Origin of the sequence: Halorubellus salinus (genome assembly GCF_020567525.1) — an archaeon.
In the GTDB taxonomy this organism is placed as follows: domain Archaea; phylum Halobacteriota; class Halobacteria; order Halobacteriales; family Natrialbaceae; genus Halorubellus; species Halorubellus salinus.
Window position 1 is genome coordinate 711,583 of sequence record NZ_JAJCVI010000002.1, and the last position, 18,092, is coordinate 729,674.

Here is an 18,092-nt window from a genome sequence, read left to right on the forward strand (position 1 = left end):
CGGCGACCGCCGGGGCGTGCCGTGAGTCGACCCCGGTCGCCCGAGGCGGGAGCGTGGCACAGCACCGGGGCGCGGAGCGTGCCACCTGCTCGCCACGACGCCCAGCCGCCAGCAACGCGCCCGGTCAACGACGCGGCGCGTCGAGCGACGACGCGAGAAACCGACCAGGGCGCCCGGTTCGGTCGAGGAGGACCCCCGACATATTTCTCCGCGGGTCGCGTCGCGTGACTCGTGCGACTCGTCCAAGTGATGGTGCCGGCCGGGAAACGCGAGACGGTCCTCGGCGTGCTCGACGACGAGGGCATCGATTACGCCGTCACCGACGAGACCAGCGGCCGCGAGTACACCGCCGTCGTGTCGTTCCCGCTCCCGCAAGCCGCGGTCGAGCCCGTGCTCGAATCGCTACGGGAAGCGGGCCTGGAGCGCGAGTCCTACACGGTCGTCGTCGACGCGGAGACCGTGCTCTCGAAGAAGTTCGAGGCGCTCGAAGCACGATACGAGGCGGACGAGGACACGACCGGGGACCGCATCGCGCGCGAGGAACTCGCGTCGCGCGCCCAGGACCTCGCGCCGACGTTCACGACGTACGTCCTGATGACGGTCGTGAGCGTCGTCATCGCGACCGCCGGTATCCTCCTGAACTCGCCGGCGGTCGTCGTCGGGTCGATGGTGATCGCGCCGCTCATCGGGCCGGCGATGGCGACCGCGGTCGGGAGCGTCATCGACGACGAAGCGCTGTTCGGTCGTGGACTGAAACTCCAGATACTCGGGTTCGCGGTCGCAATCGGCGCCGCAGCGGCGTTCGCGTGGTTCGTGAAGACCGTGCACTTCGTGCCACCGGGACTGGACCCGACGACCATCGAGCAGGTGTCCTCGCGGCTCACGCCGGACTTCCTGTCGCTCGCGGTCGCCCTCGGTGCCGGTATCGCCGGCGCGGTGTCGCTGCGGTCGGGCGTGTCCGCGAGCCTCGTCGGCGTCATGATCGCGGTCGCGCTCGTCCCACCGACCGCCGTCATCGGGATCGGTATCGCGTGGGGGCTCCCCGTCGTCGTCCTCGGCGCGAGCGTGCTCGTCGCCGTGAACGTCCTCTCGATTAACCTCGCGGCGATGTCGACGCTCTGGTACTCGGGGTACCGGCCGGACAACTGGCTGCGTCGCGACCAGGCGCGGACCGCGACGCTGTTCCGCATCGGCGTCCTCCTCTCCGCGATCGTCCTCCTGTCCGTGTTCCTCGGTGGGACGACGTACGTCTCGTACGCGACCGCCATCGCCGAACAGGACGTCCGCGACGACGTCGAGCGCGTCCTCGACGAGGACGCCTACGACCGCGTTCGTCTCGTCGACCTGGAGACGACCGAGACCGACCGGCTCTGGGAGCAGCCCACGGACCCGATGCCGGAGCACGTGGTGGTGACGGTATCGGTGCCGCCAGACGCCAGCTATCCGGGGCTCGCGGCGGACGTCCGCGCCGCCATCGCGGGCGAAGCGAACGGCGTCACGGTCGAGGTCAGGTTCGTGGAGACCCAGCGCGCGCCCCGGGTCGACGCGTCGGGAACCGCGTCCGTGGCGACACCCGACCACGCCACCGTCACGCGCTCGGCAGAACCAACCGTACACGCACCTCAGTTAGGTGAAATCGCGGTTTCACGGTGACGTAGGTTCATCTCGACGGCGAGCGTACGGAGGGTATGCATCAACGAGTTCTACAGGTGCTTGCGGTGGCGTTCGTCGTCGCGACCGCGGGCTGCCTCGGTTCGCTCGCCAGTACGTCGAACGACGCGACGCCCGCACTCGCGGGGAGTGACGGCGTGGCGACGAACAGTATCGACGTGCGTTCGACCGCGAGCGTCACCGCCGCACCGGACCTCGTCGTCGTCCACGTCGCCGTCGTCGGCGAGGGCGACACCGCCGAGGCGGCTGCCCGTGCAACGGCGGCGGACGCTGACGGGCTCCGTGCCGCGCTCGACGACGTCGTCGACCGCGACGGTCAAGCCGTCGACGTGACGCTCGAGAACGCCGGCTATCACCTGTCGCCGCGCTACGATTACTCGCGGGAGTCGCGCGAGATCGTCGGCTACCAGGCCACGCAGTCGTTCCGCGTCGAGACGACCGCGGTCGACGCTGCGGGTGCGGTCGTCGACGCGGTCGTCGATGGCGGCGCGAGTCGCGTGCACGGCGTCACGTTCACGCTCAGTGACGCGGCCCGCGCCGACCTCCGGAGTGACGCGCTTGCGGCGGCGATGGAGAGTGCGCGCGCCGACGCGGACGTCCTCGCCGCAGCCGCCGGTGTCACCATCGACGGGCTCGCCGGGGCGAGCACCACGAACGTCGACGCGACGCCGTACTACCGCGGGTACGCCGAGGACGCCGGCGCCGACGGCGCAGCAACCACGTTCGAACCCGGTGACGTCACCGTCACCGCGACCGTCACCGTCGCTTACACGTACGAGTAGCTACCGGGCACCCACGCTCGAGAAAAGCAGTCGGGAGTCAGCAGTCGGCCGCGGTCAGTTCTCGTCGAAGCGGCAGTCGGCCGCGGTCAGTTCTCGTCGAAGGGAAGTTCGGGCTCGTAGTCGATGACGTCCACCGCCATGTCGAGGACGGCGTCGACGTTCTCGTCCTCGGTGATGCTCATGTACGCGTCCGCGTCCACGTCCGTCGACCGGTCGCTCTTGTTACAGATCGTGAGGACGGGAACGTCGTCGAACCGCGATTCGACCTCGTGGAGGAGTTCGAGCTGGGATTCGAGCGGGTACCCACAGTCCGCGCTCGCGTCCACGATGAACAACACGCAGTCGCCGAGGTGCGTGAGTGCCGACACCGCCTGCGCTTCGATGTCGTTCCGTTCGTCCTCCGGTCGGTCGAGCAACCCGGGCGTGTCCACGATCTGGTAGCGGAGGTGGCCGCGCTTGAAGTGCCCGACGCCGATGCCTTTGGTCGTGAACGGATAGCTCGCGGTCTCGCCGCGAGCGGCCGTGACGGCGTTCACGAACGAGGACTTCCCGACGTTCGGGTAGCCGGCGACGACGATCGCGGGCTCGTCCGGATCGATGTCGGGGAGCGTCTTCAGGTCGTCGCGCGCCGCACCGAGACGGAGGAGGTCGTCCTCGATCTCCTCGACGACGTCCGCCATCCGCGCGAACGCTTGCTTCCGGTGCTTGCGTGCGGTGTCCGTGTCGGTCTTCCGGAGCTTCGACTGGTACTCGTCGCGGATCTCCGCGGTCTTCCGACTCGCCCACGTCACCTCGTTCAGGCTCTTGCGGACCGCGTCGACGTCGACGATGGCGTCCGCGAGCTCGTAGTAGAACGGGTCGATGGTGGAGAAGTCCGGCCACGCGGTGACGACGTTCTCCAGGTTGTCCGAGAGGATGTTCGACGCGGTCGTCAGCATCGACTGCTGGGCCTCCAGTCCGGACTTCGCGCGTCCGGAGCGCGCCGCCCGCGAGAACGCCTTGTCGATGAGTTCCTCCGACCGTGGTGTCGTGGGGAGGTTCTCGAAAATCATGTCCAAGCGTACACGACTAGGACGTAAAAACGCGTCTATCGGGGCGTGGGCGTGTCACGCCGCGGCGTACCTGCGAGTCGGTCGGTGTCGAGGCGTCAGCGACTGTCGAGGAACTCGCCGGGGCACCACGCCCAGAGGTCCTCGCCGTCGGTGAAGTGGACGCCCCACCACGTGTAGCCGTCCTCGTCGACGGGTCCGTTCACGACCTGGCCGTCGGTGTCCGCGGGCATTACCTTGATCGCGGTGGCGTCGAGTCCGGGTTGTTCGCGGACGTAGACGTCGGCGGTGGTCTCGACGAGTTCGTCCATGACGAACTCCTGGGGGGTGCCGGCGTCGAGGTACTGTTCGACCGACCACCCCCAGACGTCCTGGTCCTGCCAGTGCAGCCCCCACCACGTGTAGCCGTCCTCGTCGACGGGCCCGTTCACGATTTCCGCGGGGGATTCGGCGGGGATGGTGTCGACGAGCGCGGCGTCGGTGCCGGGTTGTTCGCGCGTGTTGAGGTCGGCCGTGTTGTGGACGACGTCGCCGTCGGTGAACGTCGGGTCGCTGCCGCCACCGCCGCTGTCGCCGTCGTCGACGAGCGACATGAGGTAGTCCCAGTCGAACGTGCTGCCTGGGTCCTGTTTCCCGCCGGTGACCTGGTCGCAGTCGTACGGCGACGGCACCTGTTCGTGCCCGATGACGCCGCCCTCGCCGTCGTACGCGCTACAGGGCGCGAGGTCGTACGTCGGGTGCTGGGCGGGGACGTCGTACGCGTCACAGACGTACTGGATGATGTCGGCGGTCTGCTGGTAGATGGCGTCGCTGAACTCGGTCTCGTCGGCGTACCCTTCGAGTTCGATGGAGACGCCGGTGTCGTTGTAGGGGCCGTTGCCCTGCGTCCACGCGACGTCGTCGAGGCGCACCATCTTCGTTATCTGTCCGGGTTGGTTCCCGACGACGTAGTGACTGGAGACGTTCGCGTCGGGGTTCTGGAACCAGTTGATGGCGCTCCCGTCGCTTCCTTCGATGGTGTGGACGACGATCCAGCGGACGTCGCCTGCCGTACGGTCCGCGTACTCGAAGTTGCTGTCGTCGGCGGGCCGCCAGTCGTCGGTGGGGTCGGTCGCTGCGCTGGTGGTGGTCGCGAGGCCGCCGAGTGCGAGGGCGCCCAGTCCGGTGCCGGTCGCGCGGAGGATGTCTCGTCGAGACCCGTTCATGGGACGCGAACGCATACCGAGGACGGATTGTTGAAGCTTGTTGAACCGCGAGCAACGACAAGGCAGTTTCCAATAGCTATCACCAACGGTTGTGGCCCGTGTGTCCGTCGGTGGCGGTCGTTACCGGCGCGACGCCAGCTCCTCGCGGAGCGCGTCCAGCGGGACGTCCTTCATCGCGAGCAGCACGAGCAGGTGGTAGACGATGTCCGCGCTCTCGTGAGCCATCTCGTCGTGGTCGTCGTCCTTCGCGGCGAGCACGAGCTCCGTCGTCTCCTCGCCGAGCTTCTCCAGGACCGCGTTCTCGCCCTTCTCGTGCGTGAACAGCGACGCCGTGTACGAGTCCTCGGGAAGCTCGCGCTTGCGGTCCTCGATGACCGCGAACAGCTCCTCGAGGATCTCGTCCGCGGACTCCCCCGCGGTCTCCTCGCCCACCTCGGCGTCGTCGGCGTCGGGGTCGGTCATGGGTAGTCGGTCACCTCGCGGACGTCGTCGAACTCGTCGAACTCCGCGGGGTCGCTCCGGCCGCTCTCGAAGACGGCTTCGGTCATCTCGATGGGGACGTTCGTGCGCGCAGCCAGCGCCAAGCAGTCGCTCGGGCGCGCATCGACGATCGTCTCGCCGCGGGGCGTCGCCAGGTGGAGGTCCGCGATGTACGTCTTGTCCTCCACGCGACTGACGACGACCTTCTCGACGCGCCCGCCGAGTTCCTCCATGACGTCGAGCAGGAGGTCGTGCGTGAGCGGTCGCCCGATGTCGGTCGCGTCCATCCCGCGGGCGATGGCGAGCGCCTCCTCGCCGCCGACGAAGATGGGGACGACGTCGTCCCGGTCGTCGACCGCGAGGAGGACCACTGGTGCCGGCCCGTCGTGGGTCGCTGCCACGCGAACCGAGTCAATCGTCGCATGCATAGCCGTTCGGTCGCTCGCCAGCGGGAAAAACACACCTACTCGGGGCGGGTCTCGCTTCGAGACGGTGGTCGTCGACGGGAGCGTGCGCCGGTCAGGCGTCGACCGCGACCGAGTCGAAGAACGCGAGGTCGTGGATGCGCGAGTCGGTCGTCAGCTCGGGATGGAAGCTCGTCCCGACGACCGCGCCCTGTCTCACGGCGACGGGGTTGTCGTCCCAGGACGCGAGCACGTCGACGTCGTCGCCGACCGCGTCGATGACGGGCGCACGGATGAACACCGCGGGGAACGGGTCGTCGAGCCCTGCGACGTCCAGGGGTGCCTCGAAGCTGTCCTTCTGGCGGCCGAACGCGTTCCGGTCGACGGAGACGTCGAGGACCCCGAGTTCGTCGACGCGGTCGTCCTTCGCGTCCCGGGACGCGACGATGAGGCCCGCGCACGTCGCCAGCAGTGGCTTCCCGGCGTCGACGTGCGCGACGATCTCCGGCGCGATACCTTCGTCGTGGAGGAGTCGCGAGATGGCGGTCGACTCGCCGCCCGGGAGCAGGAGGACGTCGCACTCGGGGACGGTCCCGGACTGGCGTATCTCGTGGACGACCACGTCCTCGCCGTGCGCGCGGCCCGCGCGCCGGATGGCGTCGGCGTGCTCGGAGACGTCGCCCTGGACGGCGACGACGCCCGCAATCAGTGTCATGACCGACGCTAGGCGACGTGAGAACAAAAACGGACGGCATCCGTCCGCGGGCGATTCGAGCCGGCGTCCGCGTCAGAGTGCGGCCGACGAGAACGGCCCTGCTTCAGAGTGCGGCCGACAGGACGAGCACGAAGACGCCGAAGAGCGCGCCGATGGCGACGACGGTACGGGGGTCGATGCGGATTGCGTTACGGTCCTCGGCGTCGAAGTACCGGACGAGGCCCGCACTGGACATCAGGCCGCCGGAGTTCTGACCACTGCTCATAGACGTCTCTCGGCGGCGCGACCCACTAAACCTTTCGACCCGCGAATTCGCGTGATTCGCGTGAGTCGCGTCGCGTTCGACCGCGATCGGGCAACGAGCGGCGGGTCTCCGTGGTCGGCTGGACGAGGCGACCACCCGTCAACCAAACCCTTAACCGGTCCGGTGGGCAAGTTCGCATCGACACGATGACGGTGACACTCAAGGACTTCTACGCGGACTGGTGTGGCCCCTGCAAGACCCAGGACCCCATCCTCGATGAGCTCGAGGCGGACTGGGAGGGCCGCTTCCAGGTCGAGAAGGTGAACGTCGACGAGGAGCAGGACGTCGCGAACGAGTACCAGGTTCGGTCGCTCCCGACGCTCGTCGTCGAGAACGACGACGGCATCGTCGAGCGGTTCGTCGGCGTCACGCAGCGCGAGGACCTCGAGGACGCCCTCGAGCAGGCCGGCGCGTAAGCGACGTCACCAGTTCCCTTCGTTCTTCGACGGTCGCGAGCGACCGCGCTGGGTCGGCTTCCCTGGAACGGTCGCGGTGGCTGGGTCGGCCGCAGAGTGGTCGCAGCAGGTGTCTACTGGAACTTGACGCCGACGTCGTGCATGCCGTCGTTGTGGCGGGCGATGTTGATGACGAGTGGCGTCACCGATTCGACCTCGCTCGCGTTCGCGATGGGGCCGGCGTCGAGCGGTCGGAGTCCCTCGATGGCGGCGGCGAGCTGGGAGACGGTGTCCTTCGCGTCGGGGTCGTCGCCGACCAGTAGCGTGTCCAGGTCGAGGTCGACGTCGAGGTTCGCGAGGCGGTCGGCGCTGAGGTTGTGGAACGCGCCGACGACGGGGACGTCGTCGGGGGCGGCGCGCGCGGCGAGCGCGGTGACGCTCCCCGCACTCGGCGCGTGATAGTGCATGCCGTCCTCGTCGCCCTTCATCCCGACCGCCGGGGAGACGAGGACGGTCTCGGCGTCGAGTTTGTCGGCGACGGCGTCGACCGTATCGCCGACGTGGTACGGCGGGACGGCGAGCACGACGACGTCCGCGCGGTCGGCCGCCATCGCGTTCTCGAACCCCTTCACCGACACCTCGCGGCCGCGCGAGTCGAGTTCGGTCTCGTACTCCTCGGCTTTCGCTCGCGCCTTCTCGGGGTCACGCGAGCCGATGATGACCTCGTGGTCGGTGTCGTACGCCCAGCGGAGCGCGAGCCCTTGCCCGATGTCGCCGGTACCGCCGAGTAGTGCGATTCGCATGCGTCATCGTGCGTGTGGCGTGCGATTAAGCGTTTGGAACACGGTCGTCCTGTCGAAAGATCTGGTCGCTGCTGGCAGCGAGGCGACGGTGTCGAGCCTGGTCGCCGGTGTCAGTATTCGGCGACTACCTCCCAGTAGATGACACCTACAGTACTAGTTTATGCTGGTAGGAGGTGTACGTTCGTCATGGAATCCCCCCGAAGCCCGGCCGTACACGTGCTGCACGTCGACGACGACGAACGGATCCTCGAACTCGTGCAGACGCGGCTCGAACGCGAGTTCGACCGCCTGCACGTCGAGACGACGACGAGCGTCGACGACGCCATCGACGCGCTCGACGACGACGTCGACTGCATCGTCACCGACTATCGGATGCCGGGCGACGACGGCCTGGACCTCCTGAAGCGCATCCGCGTCGCCGACCCGCACGTTCCCGTCGTCTTCTTCACCGGCCACGGGAGCGAGGAGATCGCCGCGGACGCGATCAGCGCGGGCGTCACGGACTACCTCCAGAAGGGCGCTGACGAGAGCACGGTCGCGCTGCTGGGGAACCGCGTCCTCTCGCTCGTCGACCGCCGTCGTGCCGACGAGGCGGCGCGCGACGCCGACCGCCGCGTCCGGGAGGTCTACGAACGCATCAACGAGGCGTTCCTCGGTCTCGGCCGCGAGTGGGAGGTCACGTACGTGAACGACCGCGTGGAGGAACTGCTCGACGTCGTCGAGGACGACGTCGTCGGCGAGGAGGCGTGGTTCGTGCTCCCGGGGCTCGACGGCGAGTTCCGCGAGCGCGTCGAGGCGGCTCGCGAGGCGCAGGAACCGGCGACGTTCGAGTTCGAGTACCCGGCGGAGGACCGCTGGTTCGAGGTCGCCGCGTACCCGAGCGAGGACGGCGTCTCCGTGTTCCTCGCGGACACCACCGACGAGCACGCCGCGAAGCGCGCGGTCGCGGCGCTCTCGAAGGAACTCGACACCGCGACCAGCCAGTTCCGCCAGCTCCAGTCGCGCATCGCGCGCCCACCCCGCAAGTTCTAGCGCTCCCGGGCGCTACTCCGCGTCGGCGTCGGGGGCGAGCGTCGTCCCGTCGACTGCACCGAGAGCGCTCGTCGCGAGGAACGTGAGCGTCGCCCCGAGCGGGACGGGGGCGGGGTCGGACGCGAACTGCAAGCGGGACGGGCGCGGCGTCGGACGCGAACTGCACGCGAGAACTCGCCCGAGGACGACACAGCAATCGTCTCGTCTCGACGACCGATGCGGTCGGGCCGTGGGTGGGTCCGCGGCCGCCAGCGCGAGCGGTCGGTCGCGGTCAGCCGTCCTGGGTCCGGTAGTAGGCGTCGCGGTCGTACCAGCCGCGGGCGTCGGCGACAGCGTTGCCGAGCCAGCGCGTCCCGAGGAGCGAGCACACGACGATCCCGGCGACGACGAGGTCGCTGGCGACGTCGGCGACGTCCGCGAGACCGATGGCGGCGGTGACGAGCGCGAGCGCGAACGCGAGTTCGACCGCCCAGCGTCGTCCTTCGACGGGGACGAGCAGGCGGTCGTAGCCGCCGGCGAACACGAGGACGCCGGTGGCGAGGGCGCCGGCGAGGGCGGCGACCACGAGCGGGACGACGAACGAGGTCGCGGTCGCGTCCGGGGCGAGGACGACCGCGAGCACGAACCCGACGACGGCGCCGCCCGCGAACGTGACGAGCGCCCCGAGGACGCGGTCGACGCGCGAGGTGGGCGCGACGGTGCTGGTGGAGGACTCCGGCATGCGCGTCCCTACCGACCACGGCGGCCTAAATCTTGTCTTGTGGTTGAGATGTATCGGCCCGACGGAGCCAACGCGAAGGCCAGTCGTGGACACAGGGAGCGTCGGTCGAGGAACGCGAGGAGCGTCGGTCGAGGACCCGGGGAGCGTCAGTCGAGGAACCCGGGGAGGTCCTCGATGGAGTCGAGGACGGCGCTCGCCCCCGCGTTCTCGTACTTCCGGCGGCCGGCGTCGCCGGTGAGGCCGCCGGTGAGGACGCCGATACCGTGGTAGTCGCGGTTCGGGTCCGCGTCGGCGGCGTTCACCGCGGTCTCGACGTCGTCGAGCGTGTCGCCGACGAAGGCGATCGAGTCCGCGGCGAAGCGGTCGGCGAGCGTCGTGAGCGCGTACGGATGCGGTTTCCCCTCCTCCCAGTCGTCCATCGTGAACCGGTGCTTCAGCGGGATGTCGAGGCCGACGCGGTCCAGCGCGATCTCGGCCTCCGCCGCGGGTCGACCGGTGACGACGCCGACGTCGAACCGGCGCGTCAGCTCGTCGACCGTCGCCGGGGACGCGAGCACGGGTTCGTCGTGGATGAAGCCGTCGCCCGCGATATCGGGGTCCGGTTCGGCGTCCTCGATGCCGCGATAGAGGTCCGCGCCGAGGTAGAGCTGCTGGAAGACGTCCCGGAGGCGCTCGCGGTCCCAGTCGCGGCGCACGCGCTCGGTCGCGTTCCCGCCCAGTTCCGCGCGCACGACGCGCTCGGCCGCGTCCACGCCACCGCCCTCGGCGGCGATGCGGTCCGTGTACGCGTCGATACCGGGCGCGAACCCCTCGCCCTTCGCGAGCACGAACAGCGCCGCGGCGTCCGTGAGCTCCCAGTCGTTGTTGAACCCACCAGCGTCCTTGAACGCCTGGATGTCCGCCTTCCTGATGGTGCGACCGTACACCGTCTCGATGCTCTCGACGATGGCGCGCCGGTACGAGTCGGCGACGTCCACGAGTACGCCGTCCACGTCCAGCACGACCGCGTCAACGTCCATACGCGGCCCGACGTGGGGCGAGCCCAAGAGCGTCCCGACTCGGCTCCTTGCCTCCCACGCCCCGCAACGGCGAACCGGCGACCTCGCGGTCGCCGGCTGCTCGTGCGACCAGTTCACTCCGGATTCCTTTTGCGCGTCCACGGTCAGGTGTCGGGCATGGAGGTCACGGAGGGTGCGGTGACGGTCGAGGTACCCGAACAGGAAGGGGAGGGGAAGACGGACGCGGTGTTCTTCAATCCCGTGCAGGAACTGAATCGCGACCTCACCGTCGCGGTCCTCGACGCGTACCGCGAGCGCGAGGAGCGCGCGGAGACGTACCTGGACGCGATGACCGCGACCGGTATCAGGGGCGCTCGGGCGGCAGCACAGGGCTGGGACGTGACCTGCACGGACGTCGACCCCGAGGCGGTCGAGCTCGCCCGGTCGAACCTCGCGCGGAACGGCCTCGACGGCCGCGTCGTCGAACGCGACGTGAACGCCTTGCTGTGGGACGAGTACTTCGACGTCGTCGACGTCGACCCGTTCGGGTCGCCGATGCCGTTCGCGGACGCGGCGTTCGCCAACACCCGGGACCTCGTCTGCATCACCGCGACCGACACCGCGCCGCTGTGCGGCGCGCACTTCGACTCCGGCGTCCGCTCGTACAGCGCGGTCCCCCGGAACACCGACTACCACGCCGAGATGGGCCTGCGCATCTTGCTGGGTGCGCTCGCGCGAACCGCCGGGCGGTTCGACGTCGGCGTCGACCCCCTCTTCACGCACGCCACCAGCCACTACGTCCGCACGTACCTCGACTGCACGCACAAGGCCTCGGCCGCGAACCGGAGCGTGCAGGACGCCCAGGGCTACCTCTATCACTGCGAGGACTGCCTCTACCGCGAGTCCTCCCGCGGCCTCGTCGCGGACCCACCCGAGCAGTGTCCGCGCTGCGAGAGCAACCGCATCTCCGCCGCCGGCCCGCTCTGGCTGGACGCGTACGTCGACCGCGAGTTCGCCGCGACCGTCCGCGACCGCGTCACCGACGACATGGGGACCGCCGAGAACGCCCGCGAGCTCTGTGCGACGCTCGAACGCGAACTCGACGAACCGAGTCACTACGACCAGCACCGCCTCTGCAAGCAGTGGGGCGTCGGCGCGCCCGCGATGGACGACTTCCTCGACGCCGTCCGTGACGCCGGCCACGACGCCAGCCCCGCGCACTACGGCGGCACGACGTTCAAGACGACCGCGAGCATCGACGCGATGCGAGACGCGACGAGCGACCTCGGCCCCTGACCACGCCGGAATCCCGAGCAACCGAGCCGTCCGGCGAGCCCCCGTCACGTCGGGCGGACGCTTTTCCCCGTCGTCGGCGAACGCTCTCACGTGCTCTCGGTAGGAATCAGTCGGACCGTCGGCGTCGGCCGGGCGACGATCGCGCTCGCTCGCAGCGAGCAGATCACGTTCCTCGCCGCCGCCATCGCGTACTACGCGTTCGCCTCCGTCGTCCCGCTCGTCGTCCTGACCGCGGTCGTCGCGAGCGTCCTCGGCGGGGACGCACTCGCGACCGACCTCGTCGCCGTCCTCGGGAGCGTCCTGACGCCCGCGAGCCAGGACGTCCTCCTGTCGACGCTCACCACCACCACGGGACGCGGCAGTGCGACGCTCGTCGGGGTCGTCGCACTCCTCTGGAGCTCCCTGAAGGTGTTCCGCGGGCTCGACACCGCGTTCTCGCTCGTCTACGGGAACGACGGCACGCCCGGGTTCCTCGACGCGATAGTCGACGGTATCGTCGCGCTCGCCGCCGTCGGCGTCGCCATCGGGGCGAGCGTCGCGCTCGTCGCCACGCTCGCGTTCGTCGACATCCCGTACCTGGAACGCGCCGGGTTCCTCGTCGAGGTGTTCGTGCTCGCCGCCGCGTTCTACCCGCTTTACTACCTGTTCCCGGACGTCGACGTCGAGTACACCGAGGCGGTACCAGGCGCGCTCCTCGCGGCCGTCGGCTGGACCGCGTTCTCCGGGCTCTTCCGGTTGTACGCCCAGAACGCGGAGAGCTTCGCGGTCTGGGGCGTCCTCGGCGCGGCCCTGGTCGTCGTCACGTGGCTCTACGTCGGCTCGATACTCCTCCTCGTCGGCGCCGCCGTCAACGCCGTGCTCGCGGGCAGGACGCTCCCCGCGGTCGAATCGGACGTCTCCGCGACCGTCGACCGGCACCTTCAAAGTGCGGGCTTGCGACACACCGAACCAGCAATGGGGGACGACGACCGCGACGACTCCCGGGACGGCGAGGCGAGTGACGACCACGACGCGTCGTCCACGGCCACGGACTCGGACGCAGTCGACACCGGAGCGGCCGACGCGTCCGGCGAATCCGACGACGCGCCGTCCAGCGATTCCGACGAGGGCGAGCCGGGTGCGTCCGACGACGTGCCGTCCAGCGCACCCGGCGGGGACGCACCCGGTTCGTCCGGCGGGAGCGCGTCCGACGACGACGATGACGACGAGTCCGACCCCGAGGCGTTACGCGAGGAGATCGAGGAGCTCCGGCAGGAGCTCGAGTCCTTCGAGGACGACGTCGACGACCGCACCCTCCACCGGGACGAGATCGAACGCGACCTGAAGCGGTACGTCCGCCGGCGCGTCCGCCGCGGGAAGGCCCGCGGCTGGGGACCGTACCTCGTCCTCCTGTACGGGACCGTGATGACCATCGGCGCGTTCTACACGCCGTACCTCGGCGACGGCTGGGCGATCTTCGCGATGATAGTCATCTGGCTGTCGACGCTCGGCCTCTACGTCCTCATGCTGCTCGTCGGCCTCGGCGTGAACGCCGTCCGTGCGCCGGGACGGCTGCGGGACGCCATCGGCGACTGGCGGTCATGACGCGGAGCGTCGGCGTCGCGGAGTTCCTCGCCGGCCTCGTCCCGCCGTGGGCGCTCCCGGTCGTCCTGCTCGCGACGACGCTCGCGGAGGCACCTATCGTCGTCGCGCTCGTCCTCGGCCGGTACTGGTTCCGAAACCGGGAGGCAGGGATGCGCCTCGCGATAGTGGTGGCGACGGCGTTCGCGGCGATGCTCGCGCTCAAGCACCTGTTCGCGCTCCCCCGGCCGCCCGCGGAACTGCGCGCGCCCGTCTCGACGGTGCCGGCGCCGTTCGACGCGATATACGAGAGCTTGCTCGACACCGACGAGTCCGGGTTCCCGAGCGGGCACACGACCATCGCCGCGGCCGCGTACGGCGGCGCCGCGATGGACGCCGAGAACCGCCGGAAGTGGCTCGCCGTCGCCGCGGTCATGGTCGCGCTCGTCGGCGGCTCCCGGTTGTTCCTCGCCGTGCACTACCTCGCGGACGTCGCGGGCGGCATCGCGCTCGCCGCGGTCGTCATCGGCGCCGCCCGACTCGCGGACGGCTGGCTGGAGGCGCCGAAGGGCGCGCTCGCGGTCGGGAGCGTCGGCGCCCTCCTCTCGGCCGCCGTCCTCCCCGGGACGCCGGAGGTGCTCGCCGCCGCGGGCGTGGTCGTCGCCGTCGGCCTCATGTGGCTGAGCGTCGACCTCCCCGAAGAGCCGTGGACGCTCTCGGTCGGGACCGCCGAGCGCGCGCTCGTCGCCGTCGGCATCGGCGCACTCACCGCGACGCCACTGCTCGTCTTCGGCATCACGCCAGTGCTCGCGTTCGTCGTCAGCGTCGTCGCGGTGAGCGCGGCCATCGCCGTGCCCGCGTTCGACGACCTCGAACGCTAGGCGCGGTCGTCGGCGGCTGAACGCACCGACGACGGCGTGCGTTGCGTGGTGCCGCTACCCAAACGACGATGCGGCTGGATGGCGCTGGTTCTCGCATGAGCGCGTACGACGACCTCCTCGACCGGTACCGACGGTACTCGAACCTCGGGAACGCCGCGATGCTCCTGAACTGGGACCAGCAGGTGACGATGCCCGAAGGCGGGACGCCCGCGCGCGCCGAGCAGTCCGCGGCGCTGTCCGCGGTCCGTCACGAGCACTTCACGGACGACGAGACCGGGCGACTACTCGACGACGTCGACGAGTCCGAGCTCGACGACGCCGAGCGCGCGGTCGTCCGCGAGATCCGTCGCGACTACGAGCGGAACGCGGAGGTGCCGAGCGACCTCGTCGACGACCTCACCCAGTTGCAGAGCGAGGCCCAGGAGACCTGGCAGGCCGCGAAGCGCGACGGCGACTTCGACGCGTTCGCGGACTCGCTGGTCGACCTGAAGGAACTGCATCGCGAGCGGGCCGCACACATCGACCCCGACAAGCCCGCGTACGAGGTCATGTTCGAGGACGGCGAACCGTACCTCCCCCTCGAACGCGTCGAGACCGTGTTCGACGAACTCCGCGGGGGACTCGTCCCCCTCATCGAGGACATCCGCGAGAGCGACGCCACCGTCGCGTGGCCGTTCGACGGCGAGTACGACCACGAGACACAGGAAGCGCTCTCGCGGGACGTCCTCGACTTCCTCGGGTACGACTGGGACCGCGGCCGTCTCGACGAGGCACCGCATCCGTTCATGTCCGGGACGCAGTACGACGCCCGCATCACGACGCGGTACAGCGACGACGAACCTCTGGACGCGCTCACCGCGACCGTCCACGAGTTCGGGCACGCGACCTACCAGCTCGGACTCCGCGACGACGCGTACGCCACGCCACTCGGCGAACCGCGCTCGTCGGGCGTCCACGAGTCCCAGAGTCGGTTCTACGAGAACCACGTCGGTCGCACGAAGGCGTTCTGGGACGCGAACCGCGACCGGTTCGTCGAGCACTTCCCCCGGCACGACGACGTCTCCGCGCGCGAGCTCTACGAGGCCGCGAACAAGGTCCGCCCGGACAACCTGATACGGGTCGAAGCGGACGAACTCACGTACCACATGCACATCATCCTGCGCTCGGAGATCGACCGCGCGTTCGTCGACGGCGACCTCGCGGTCGACGAGATACCGCACGTGTGGAACGAGAAGATGGACGACTACCTCGGCGTCGTCCCCGACACCGACGCCGAGGGCTGCCTGCAGGACATCCACTGGAGCTACGGGTTCGCGGGCTTCCAGAACTACACGGTCGGGAGCGTGCTCGCCGCCCAGATCGACCACGCGATGCGCGAGGACCTCCTCGTCGACGCGCTCGTCCGCGACGGCGACCTCGAACCCATCCACGACTGGCTCACCGAGCACGTCCACCAGCACGGCCGTCGGTACACGACGCCCGAACTCGTCGAGGAAGCCACCGGCGAACCACTTACCGCCGAGTACTTCCTCGACTACGTCACCGAGAAGTACACCGACCTCTACGACCTCTAGCCACGACGCGATTCGACGTCACGACGCGATTCGACGCGGCGCCGTGACCGTCGCCAACCCTGGACCTACAGGAGTCGCCCGACGCCGACCGCGAGCAAGAGCAGGCCGCTCGCGCCGACGACGACCGCGACGATCTCTGGGCCATGCTCGCCGAACGGCGACGCCGCCCAGTCGGTGTGCTCGTGGCCCGTGCCCACCTGGACGGCGACGACCGCGAGCATCACCGCACCCGTAGCCTCCGACGCCGCGAACGCGAGCGACCCCGCCGGGTCGAGTAGGTTCGCGAGAGCGAGTGCGAGGTTCGCGACGGCTGCGAGCGCTAGCGCCCCACCGAGCACCTGGTACCTGTTCACGGCGACTGGTCACGCAGCCCGGAGCCTAAAAACCACGTGGCGGGGGCGAGTCGCTGGACTACGTTCCGCGTCGACGACCGGTTTCGTCGTCGGCTCGTCACTCGTCGACGACCTGGATGGTGAACACGAGCAGTTCCAGTTCGTCGTCGTCGTCGTACAGCGGCGCGCCGTTCACGGAGACGAGCAGGCGCTCGCCGTCGTCGCGGACCACCGAATGCATGAGGTTCGTCAGGCGAACGTCGTCGCTCGGACTCGTCCCCTCGGCTTTGGCCTTGAGCTTCGCGAACCCGTGCTCGGCCTCGGGGAGCGGGTCGCCGTCTGGCGTTCGAAGCTCCCACTCGTCGTCGTCGTACGTCCGACCCATCACCGCCTCCCGGGCCGTGTCGAAGATCTCCAGGACGCGGTCGTTGACGAGGTGGTACGTCCCGTCGAGCTCGTGGACCATGATCCCGACGGGACTCGTCTCGACGAGCTGCCGAGTGAGGTCGCGTTCGCGTCGCAGGTCCTCGCGGAGGCGTCGTTCGTCCGTCACGTCCGTGATGAACCCCTCGAGCGCCAGCAGCTCGTCGTTCTCGAACACCCCGCGGCCGCGCTCCCACACCCACTTCGACTCGCCGTCGGCCGTCCGGAGCTCGTACTCCACCTGGAACGGCTCGCGCGCGTCGAGCGCCGCCTGCACGGCCTCCCAGAGTTCGTCGCGGTTCGCGTCGACGAGCACGTCCTCGCCCCAGTCCACGGCGTCCGACGTCAACTCGTCGGGCGTGTACCCCGTGAGTTCCACCGCGCCGTCGCTCACGAACGTCATCGGCCACCCGCGCTCGTTCTCACAGCGATACACCATCCCCGGGAGGTTCGAGACGAGCGTCCGGAACCGTCGCTCGCTCTCGCGGAGTTGCTTCACGCGCCGCTCTAGCTCTCGCTCCGTGCGGTACCCGTCGACCGCGTTCTCGATGCGGTTCGCGAGGACCTCGTACTGCTCGGTTCCCGTCTCCTTCTGGAGGTAATCCGTGACGCCCTTCGAGATGGCGTCGCTCGCAACCTCCTCGCTCCCCTTCCCCGTGAAGAGGATGAACGGCAAGTCCGGGTGGTCCTCGCGGACGGCGTCGAGGAACTCGATACCGGTCATCCCCGGCATGTCGTAGTCGCTGACGATGCACTCGAAGTCCTCCGCCGCGAGCCGCTCGAGTGCAGTCGGTGCGTCCTCGACGTGCGTCACGGCCAGTTCACCCTCGCGTTCCAGGAACTCTCCGGCGAGCGCGCCGAGTTGGGGGTCGTCCTCGGCGTGCAACACGCGGACGTCACCGCCCCGGTTGCGCTCGACACCAACGGTCATCGCGGTGAGATTGAGCGAGGAACCGTGTAAGTGTTCTGTCCGGACAGATCTCGTCGTCGAGGCGGCGACCTAGAGGAACTCGCGGACCTCGGAGTACCACATGTCGTGGTACTCCGTCGCGTCGATGGCGTCGGCGATGACGGCGGCGAGCGCGTGCCAGCAGCGCTCGGTCGGGTCCGCCGGGTCGAGGTTGTACTCCGCGTCCTTGCACGTGCAGCCATCGCCCTCGACGACGTACTCCTCGCGGTGCCCGACGACCACGACGAAGTCCCGGTACTCCTTCACGCGGCCTTCGCTGACCGCTTCGATGGCGCGCTGCCCGCGGTCGCCGTGCACGTCCACGAGCCGTCCGACGACGTCCGGGGTCAGCTCGCCGGCCGCTTCGAGGTCGCGTCGCCACTCCTCGAACGGATTCGTCACGACGACCACCCGACGCGGTCACTCACACTCCGCTCGTACGCCGTCCACCGGCAAGTACGGTTCGGTCGGCCGACACCTCCGCGGAACGAGGGCTGGCTGGCAGCCCGCGACGTCGC

The 18,092-nt window shown here is 69.4% G+C and carries 20 protein-coding genes; 8 read left to right on the forward strand and 12 right to left on the reverse strand.

Features of this window, described 5'->3' with window-relative positions; translation table 11 throughout:
- Positions 1-231 precede the first annotated feature (231 nt).
- Positions 232-1,653, forward strand: a complete 1,422-nt coding sequence (locus LI336_RS08105; protein WP_227132587.1) for a TIGR00341 family protein — start codon at positions 232-234, stop codon at positions 1,651-1,653.
- A 35-nt stretch (positions 1,654-1,688) separates the two neighbouring features.
- Positions 1,689-2,453, forward strand: coding sequence for an SIMPL domain-containing protein (locus LI336_RS08110; RefSeq protein ID WP_227132589.1), 765 nt, complete (start codon positions 1,689-1,691; stop codon positions 2,451-2,453).
- A gap of 86 nt (positions 2,454-2,539) precedes the next feature.
- On the opposite strand, the gene LI336_RS08115 is transcribed toward LI336_RS08110, so the two are convergent.
- From LI336_RS08115 to LI336_RS08140, 6 genes are all read right to left on the reverse strand, one after another.
- Entirely contained in the window at positions 2,540-3,505 is a 966-nt protein-coding gene (locus LI336_RS08115) for an NOG1 family protein (RefSeq protein WP_227132590.1), read from the reverse strand.
- Between the two features lie 95 nt (positions 3,506-3,600).
- Positions 3,601-4,707: an N-acetylmuramoyl-L-alanine amidase gene (locus LI336_RS08120; RefSeq protein WP_227132591.1), complete on the reverse strand. Its 1,107-nt coding sequence runs from the start codon at positions 4,705-4,707 to the stop codon at positions 3,601-3,603.
- Between the two features lie 120 nt (positions 4,708-4,827).
- Entirely contained in the window at positions 4,828-5,169 is a 342-nt protein-coding gene (hisE, locus tag LI336_RS08125; RefSeq protein ID WP_227132592.1) for a phosphoribosyl-ATP diphosphatase, read from the reverse strand.
- On the reverse strand, positions 5,166-5,615 hold the full coding sequence (locus LI336_RS08130) for a bifunctional nuclease family protein (protein ID WP_227132593.1): 450 nt from the start codon (positions 5,613-5,615) through the stop codon (positions 5,166-5,168). Before LI336_RS08130 ends, hisE begins: the two co-directional genes overlap by 4 nt.
- Positions 5,616-5,706: 91 nt before the next feature.
- Positions 5,707-6,306, reverse strand: a complete 600-nt coding sequence (gene pdxT / locus LI336_RS08135; RefSeq protein ID WP_227132594.1) for a pyridoxal 5'-phosphate synthase glutaminase subunit PdxT — start codon at positions 6,304-6,306, stop codon at positions 5,707-5,709.
- Positions 6,307-6,409: 103 nt separating this feature from the next.
- On the reverse strand, positions 6,410-6,571 hold the full coding sequence (locus tag LI336_RS08140) for a preprotein translocase subunit Sec61beta (RefSeq protein ID WP_227132595.1): 162 nt from the start codon (positions 6,569-6,571) through the stop codon (positions 6,410-6,412).
- Positions 6,572-6,756: 185 nt separating this feature from the next.
- Between LI336_RS08140 and LI336_RS08145 the strand changes: the two genes are divergently transcribed.
- On the forward strand, positions 6,757-7,026 hold the full coding sequence (locus tag LI336_RS08145; RefSeq protein WP_227132596.1) for a thioredoxin family protein: 270 nt from the start codon (positions 6,757-6,759) through the stop codon (positions 7,024-7,026).
- A gap of 113 nt (positions 7,027-7,139) precedes the next feature.
- On the opposite strand, the gene npdG is transcribed toward LI336_RS08145, so the two are convergent.
- The gene (npdG, locus tag LI336_RS08150) at positions 7,140-7,808 is read right to left on the reverse strand and encodes an NADPH-dependent F420 reductase (protein ID WP_227132597.1); all 669 of its coding nucleotides are present in this window, start codon (positions 7,806-7,808) and stop codon (positions 7,140-7,142) included.
- Between the two features lie 186 nt (positions 7,809-7,994).
- On the opposite strand from npdG, the gene LI336_RS08155 reads away from it, so the two are divergent.
- The gene (locus LI336_RS08155; protein WP_227132598.1) at positions 7,995-8,840 is read left to right on the forward strand and encodes a response regulator; all 846 of its coding nucleotides are present in this window, start codon (positions 7,995-7,997) and stop codon (positions 8,838-8,840) included.
- Positions 8,841-9,111: 271 nt separating this feature from the next.
- Here LI336_RS08155 and LI336_RS08160 read toward each other — a convergent pair whose 3' ends face one another.
- Positions 9,112-9,561 carry a hypothetical protein gene (locus tag LI336_RS08160; protein WP_227132599.1) on the reverse strand — a complete coding sequence of 150 codons (450 nt, stop codon included), beginning with the start codon at positions 9,559-9,561 and terminating at the stop codon, positions 9,112-9,114.
- 146 nt (positions 9,562-9,707) lie between these two features.
- Positions 9,708-10,580, reverse strand: coding sequence for a TIGR01548 family HAD-type hydrolase (locus tag LI336_RS08165; RefSeq protein WP_227132600.1), 873 nt, complete (start codon positions 10,578-10,580; stop codon positions 9,708-9,710).
- Positions 10,581-10,736: 156 nt separating this feature from the next.
- On the opposite strand from LI336_RS08165, the gene LI336_RS08170 reads away from it, so the two are divergent.
- From LI336_RS08170 to LI336_RS08185, 4 genes are all read left to right on the forward strand, one after another.
- Positions 10,737-11,855 (forward strand): tRNA (guanine(26)-N(2))-dimethyltransferase, encoded by a 1,119-nt coding sequence (locus LI336_RS08170; RefSeq protein ID WP_227132601.1) that lies wholly within the window; start codon positions 10,737-10,739, stop codon positions 11,853-11,855.
- A 90-nt stretch (positions 11,856-11,945) separates the two neighbouring features.
- Complete coding sequence (locus LI336_RS08175) at positions 11,946-13,439, forward strand: YihY/virulence factor BrkB family protein (RefSeq protein ID WP_227132602.1); 1,494 nt, start codon at positions 11,946-11,948, stop codon at positions 13,437-13,439.
- Complete coding sequence (locus LI336_RS08180) at positions 13,436-14,296, forward strand: phosphatase PAP2 family protein (RefSeq protein ID WP_227132603.1); 861 nt, start codon at positions 13,436-13,438, stop codon at positions 14,294-14,296. The genes LI336_RS08175 and LI336_RS08180 overlap by 4 nt, the downstream gene beginning before the upstream one ends.
- A gap of 95 nt (positions 14,297-14,391) precedes the next feature.
- On the forward strand, positions 14,392-15,870 hold the full coding sequence (locus tag LI336_RS08185; protein ID WP_227132605.1) for a carboxypeptidase M32: 1,479 nt from the start codon (positions 14,392-14,394) through the stop codon (positions 15,868-15,870).
- A 65-nt stretch (positions 15,871-15,935) separates the two neighbouring features.
- Here the strand turns inward: LI336_RS08185 and LI336_RS08190 are convergent, their stop codons facing one another.
- The 3 genes from LI336_RS08190 to LI336_RS08200 all read right to left on the reverse strand — a co-directional run bounded on the left by LI336_RS08190 (position 15,936) and on the right by LI336_RS08200 (position 17,976).
- Complete coding sequence (locus tag LI336_RS08190; protein WP_227132606.1) at positions 15,936-16,223, reverse strand: hypothetical protein; 288 nt, start codon at positions 16,221-16,223, stop codon at positions 15,936-15,938.
- 97 nt (positions 16,224-16,320) lie between these two features.
- Positions 16,321-17,556, reverse strand: a complete 1,236-nt coding sequence (locus tag LI336_RS08195; RefSeq protein WP_227132607.1) for a PAS domain-containing response regulator — start codon at positions 17,554-17,556, stop codon at positions 16,321-16,323.
- Positions 17,557-17,625: 69 nt separating this feature from the next.
- Positions 17,626-17,976 (reverse strand): hypothetical protein, encoded by a 351-nt coding sequence (locus LI336_RS08200; RefSeq protein WP_227132608.1) that lies wholly within the window; start codon positions 17,974-17,976, stop codon positions 17,626-17,628.
- Positions 17,977-18,092: the final 116 nt, after the last annotated feature.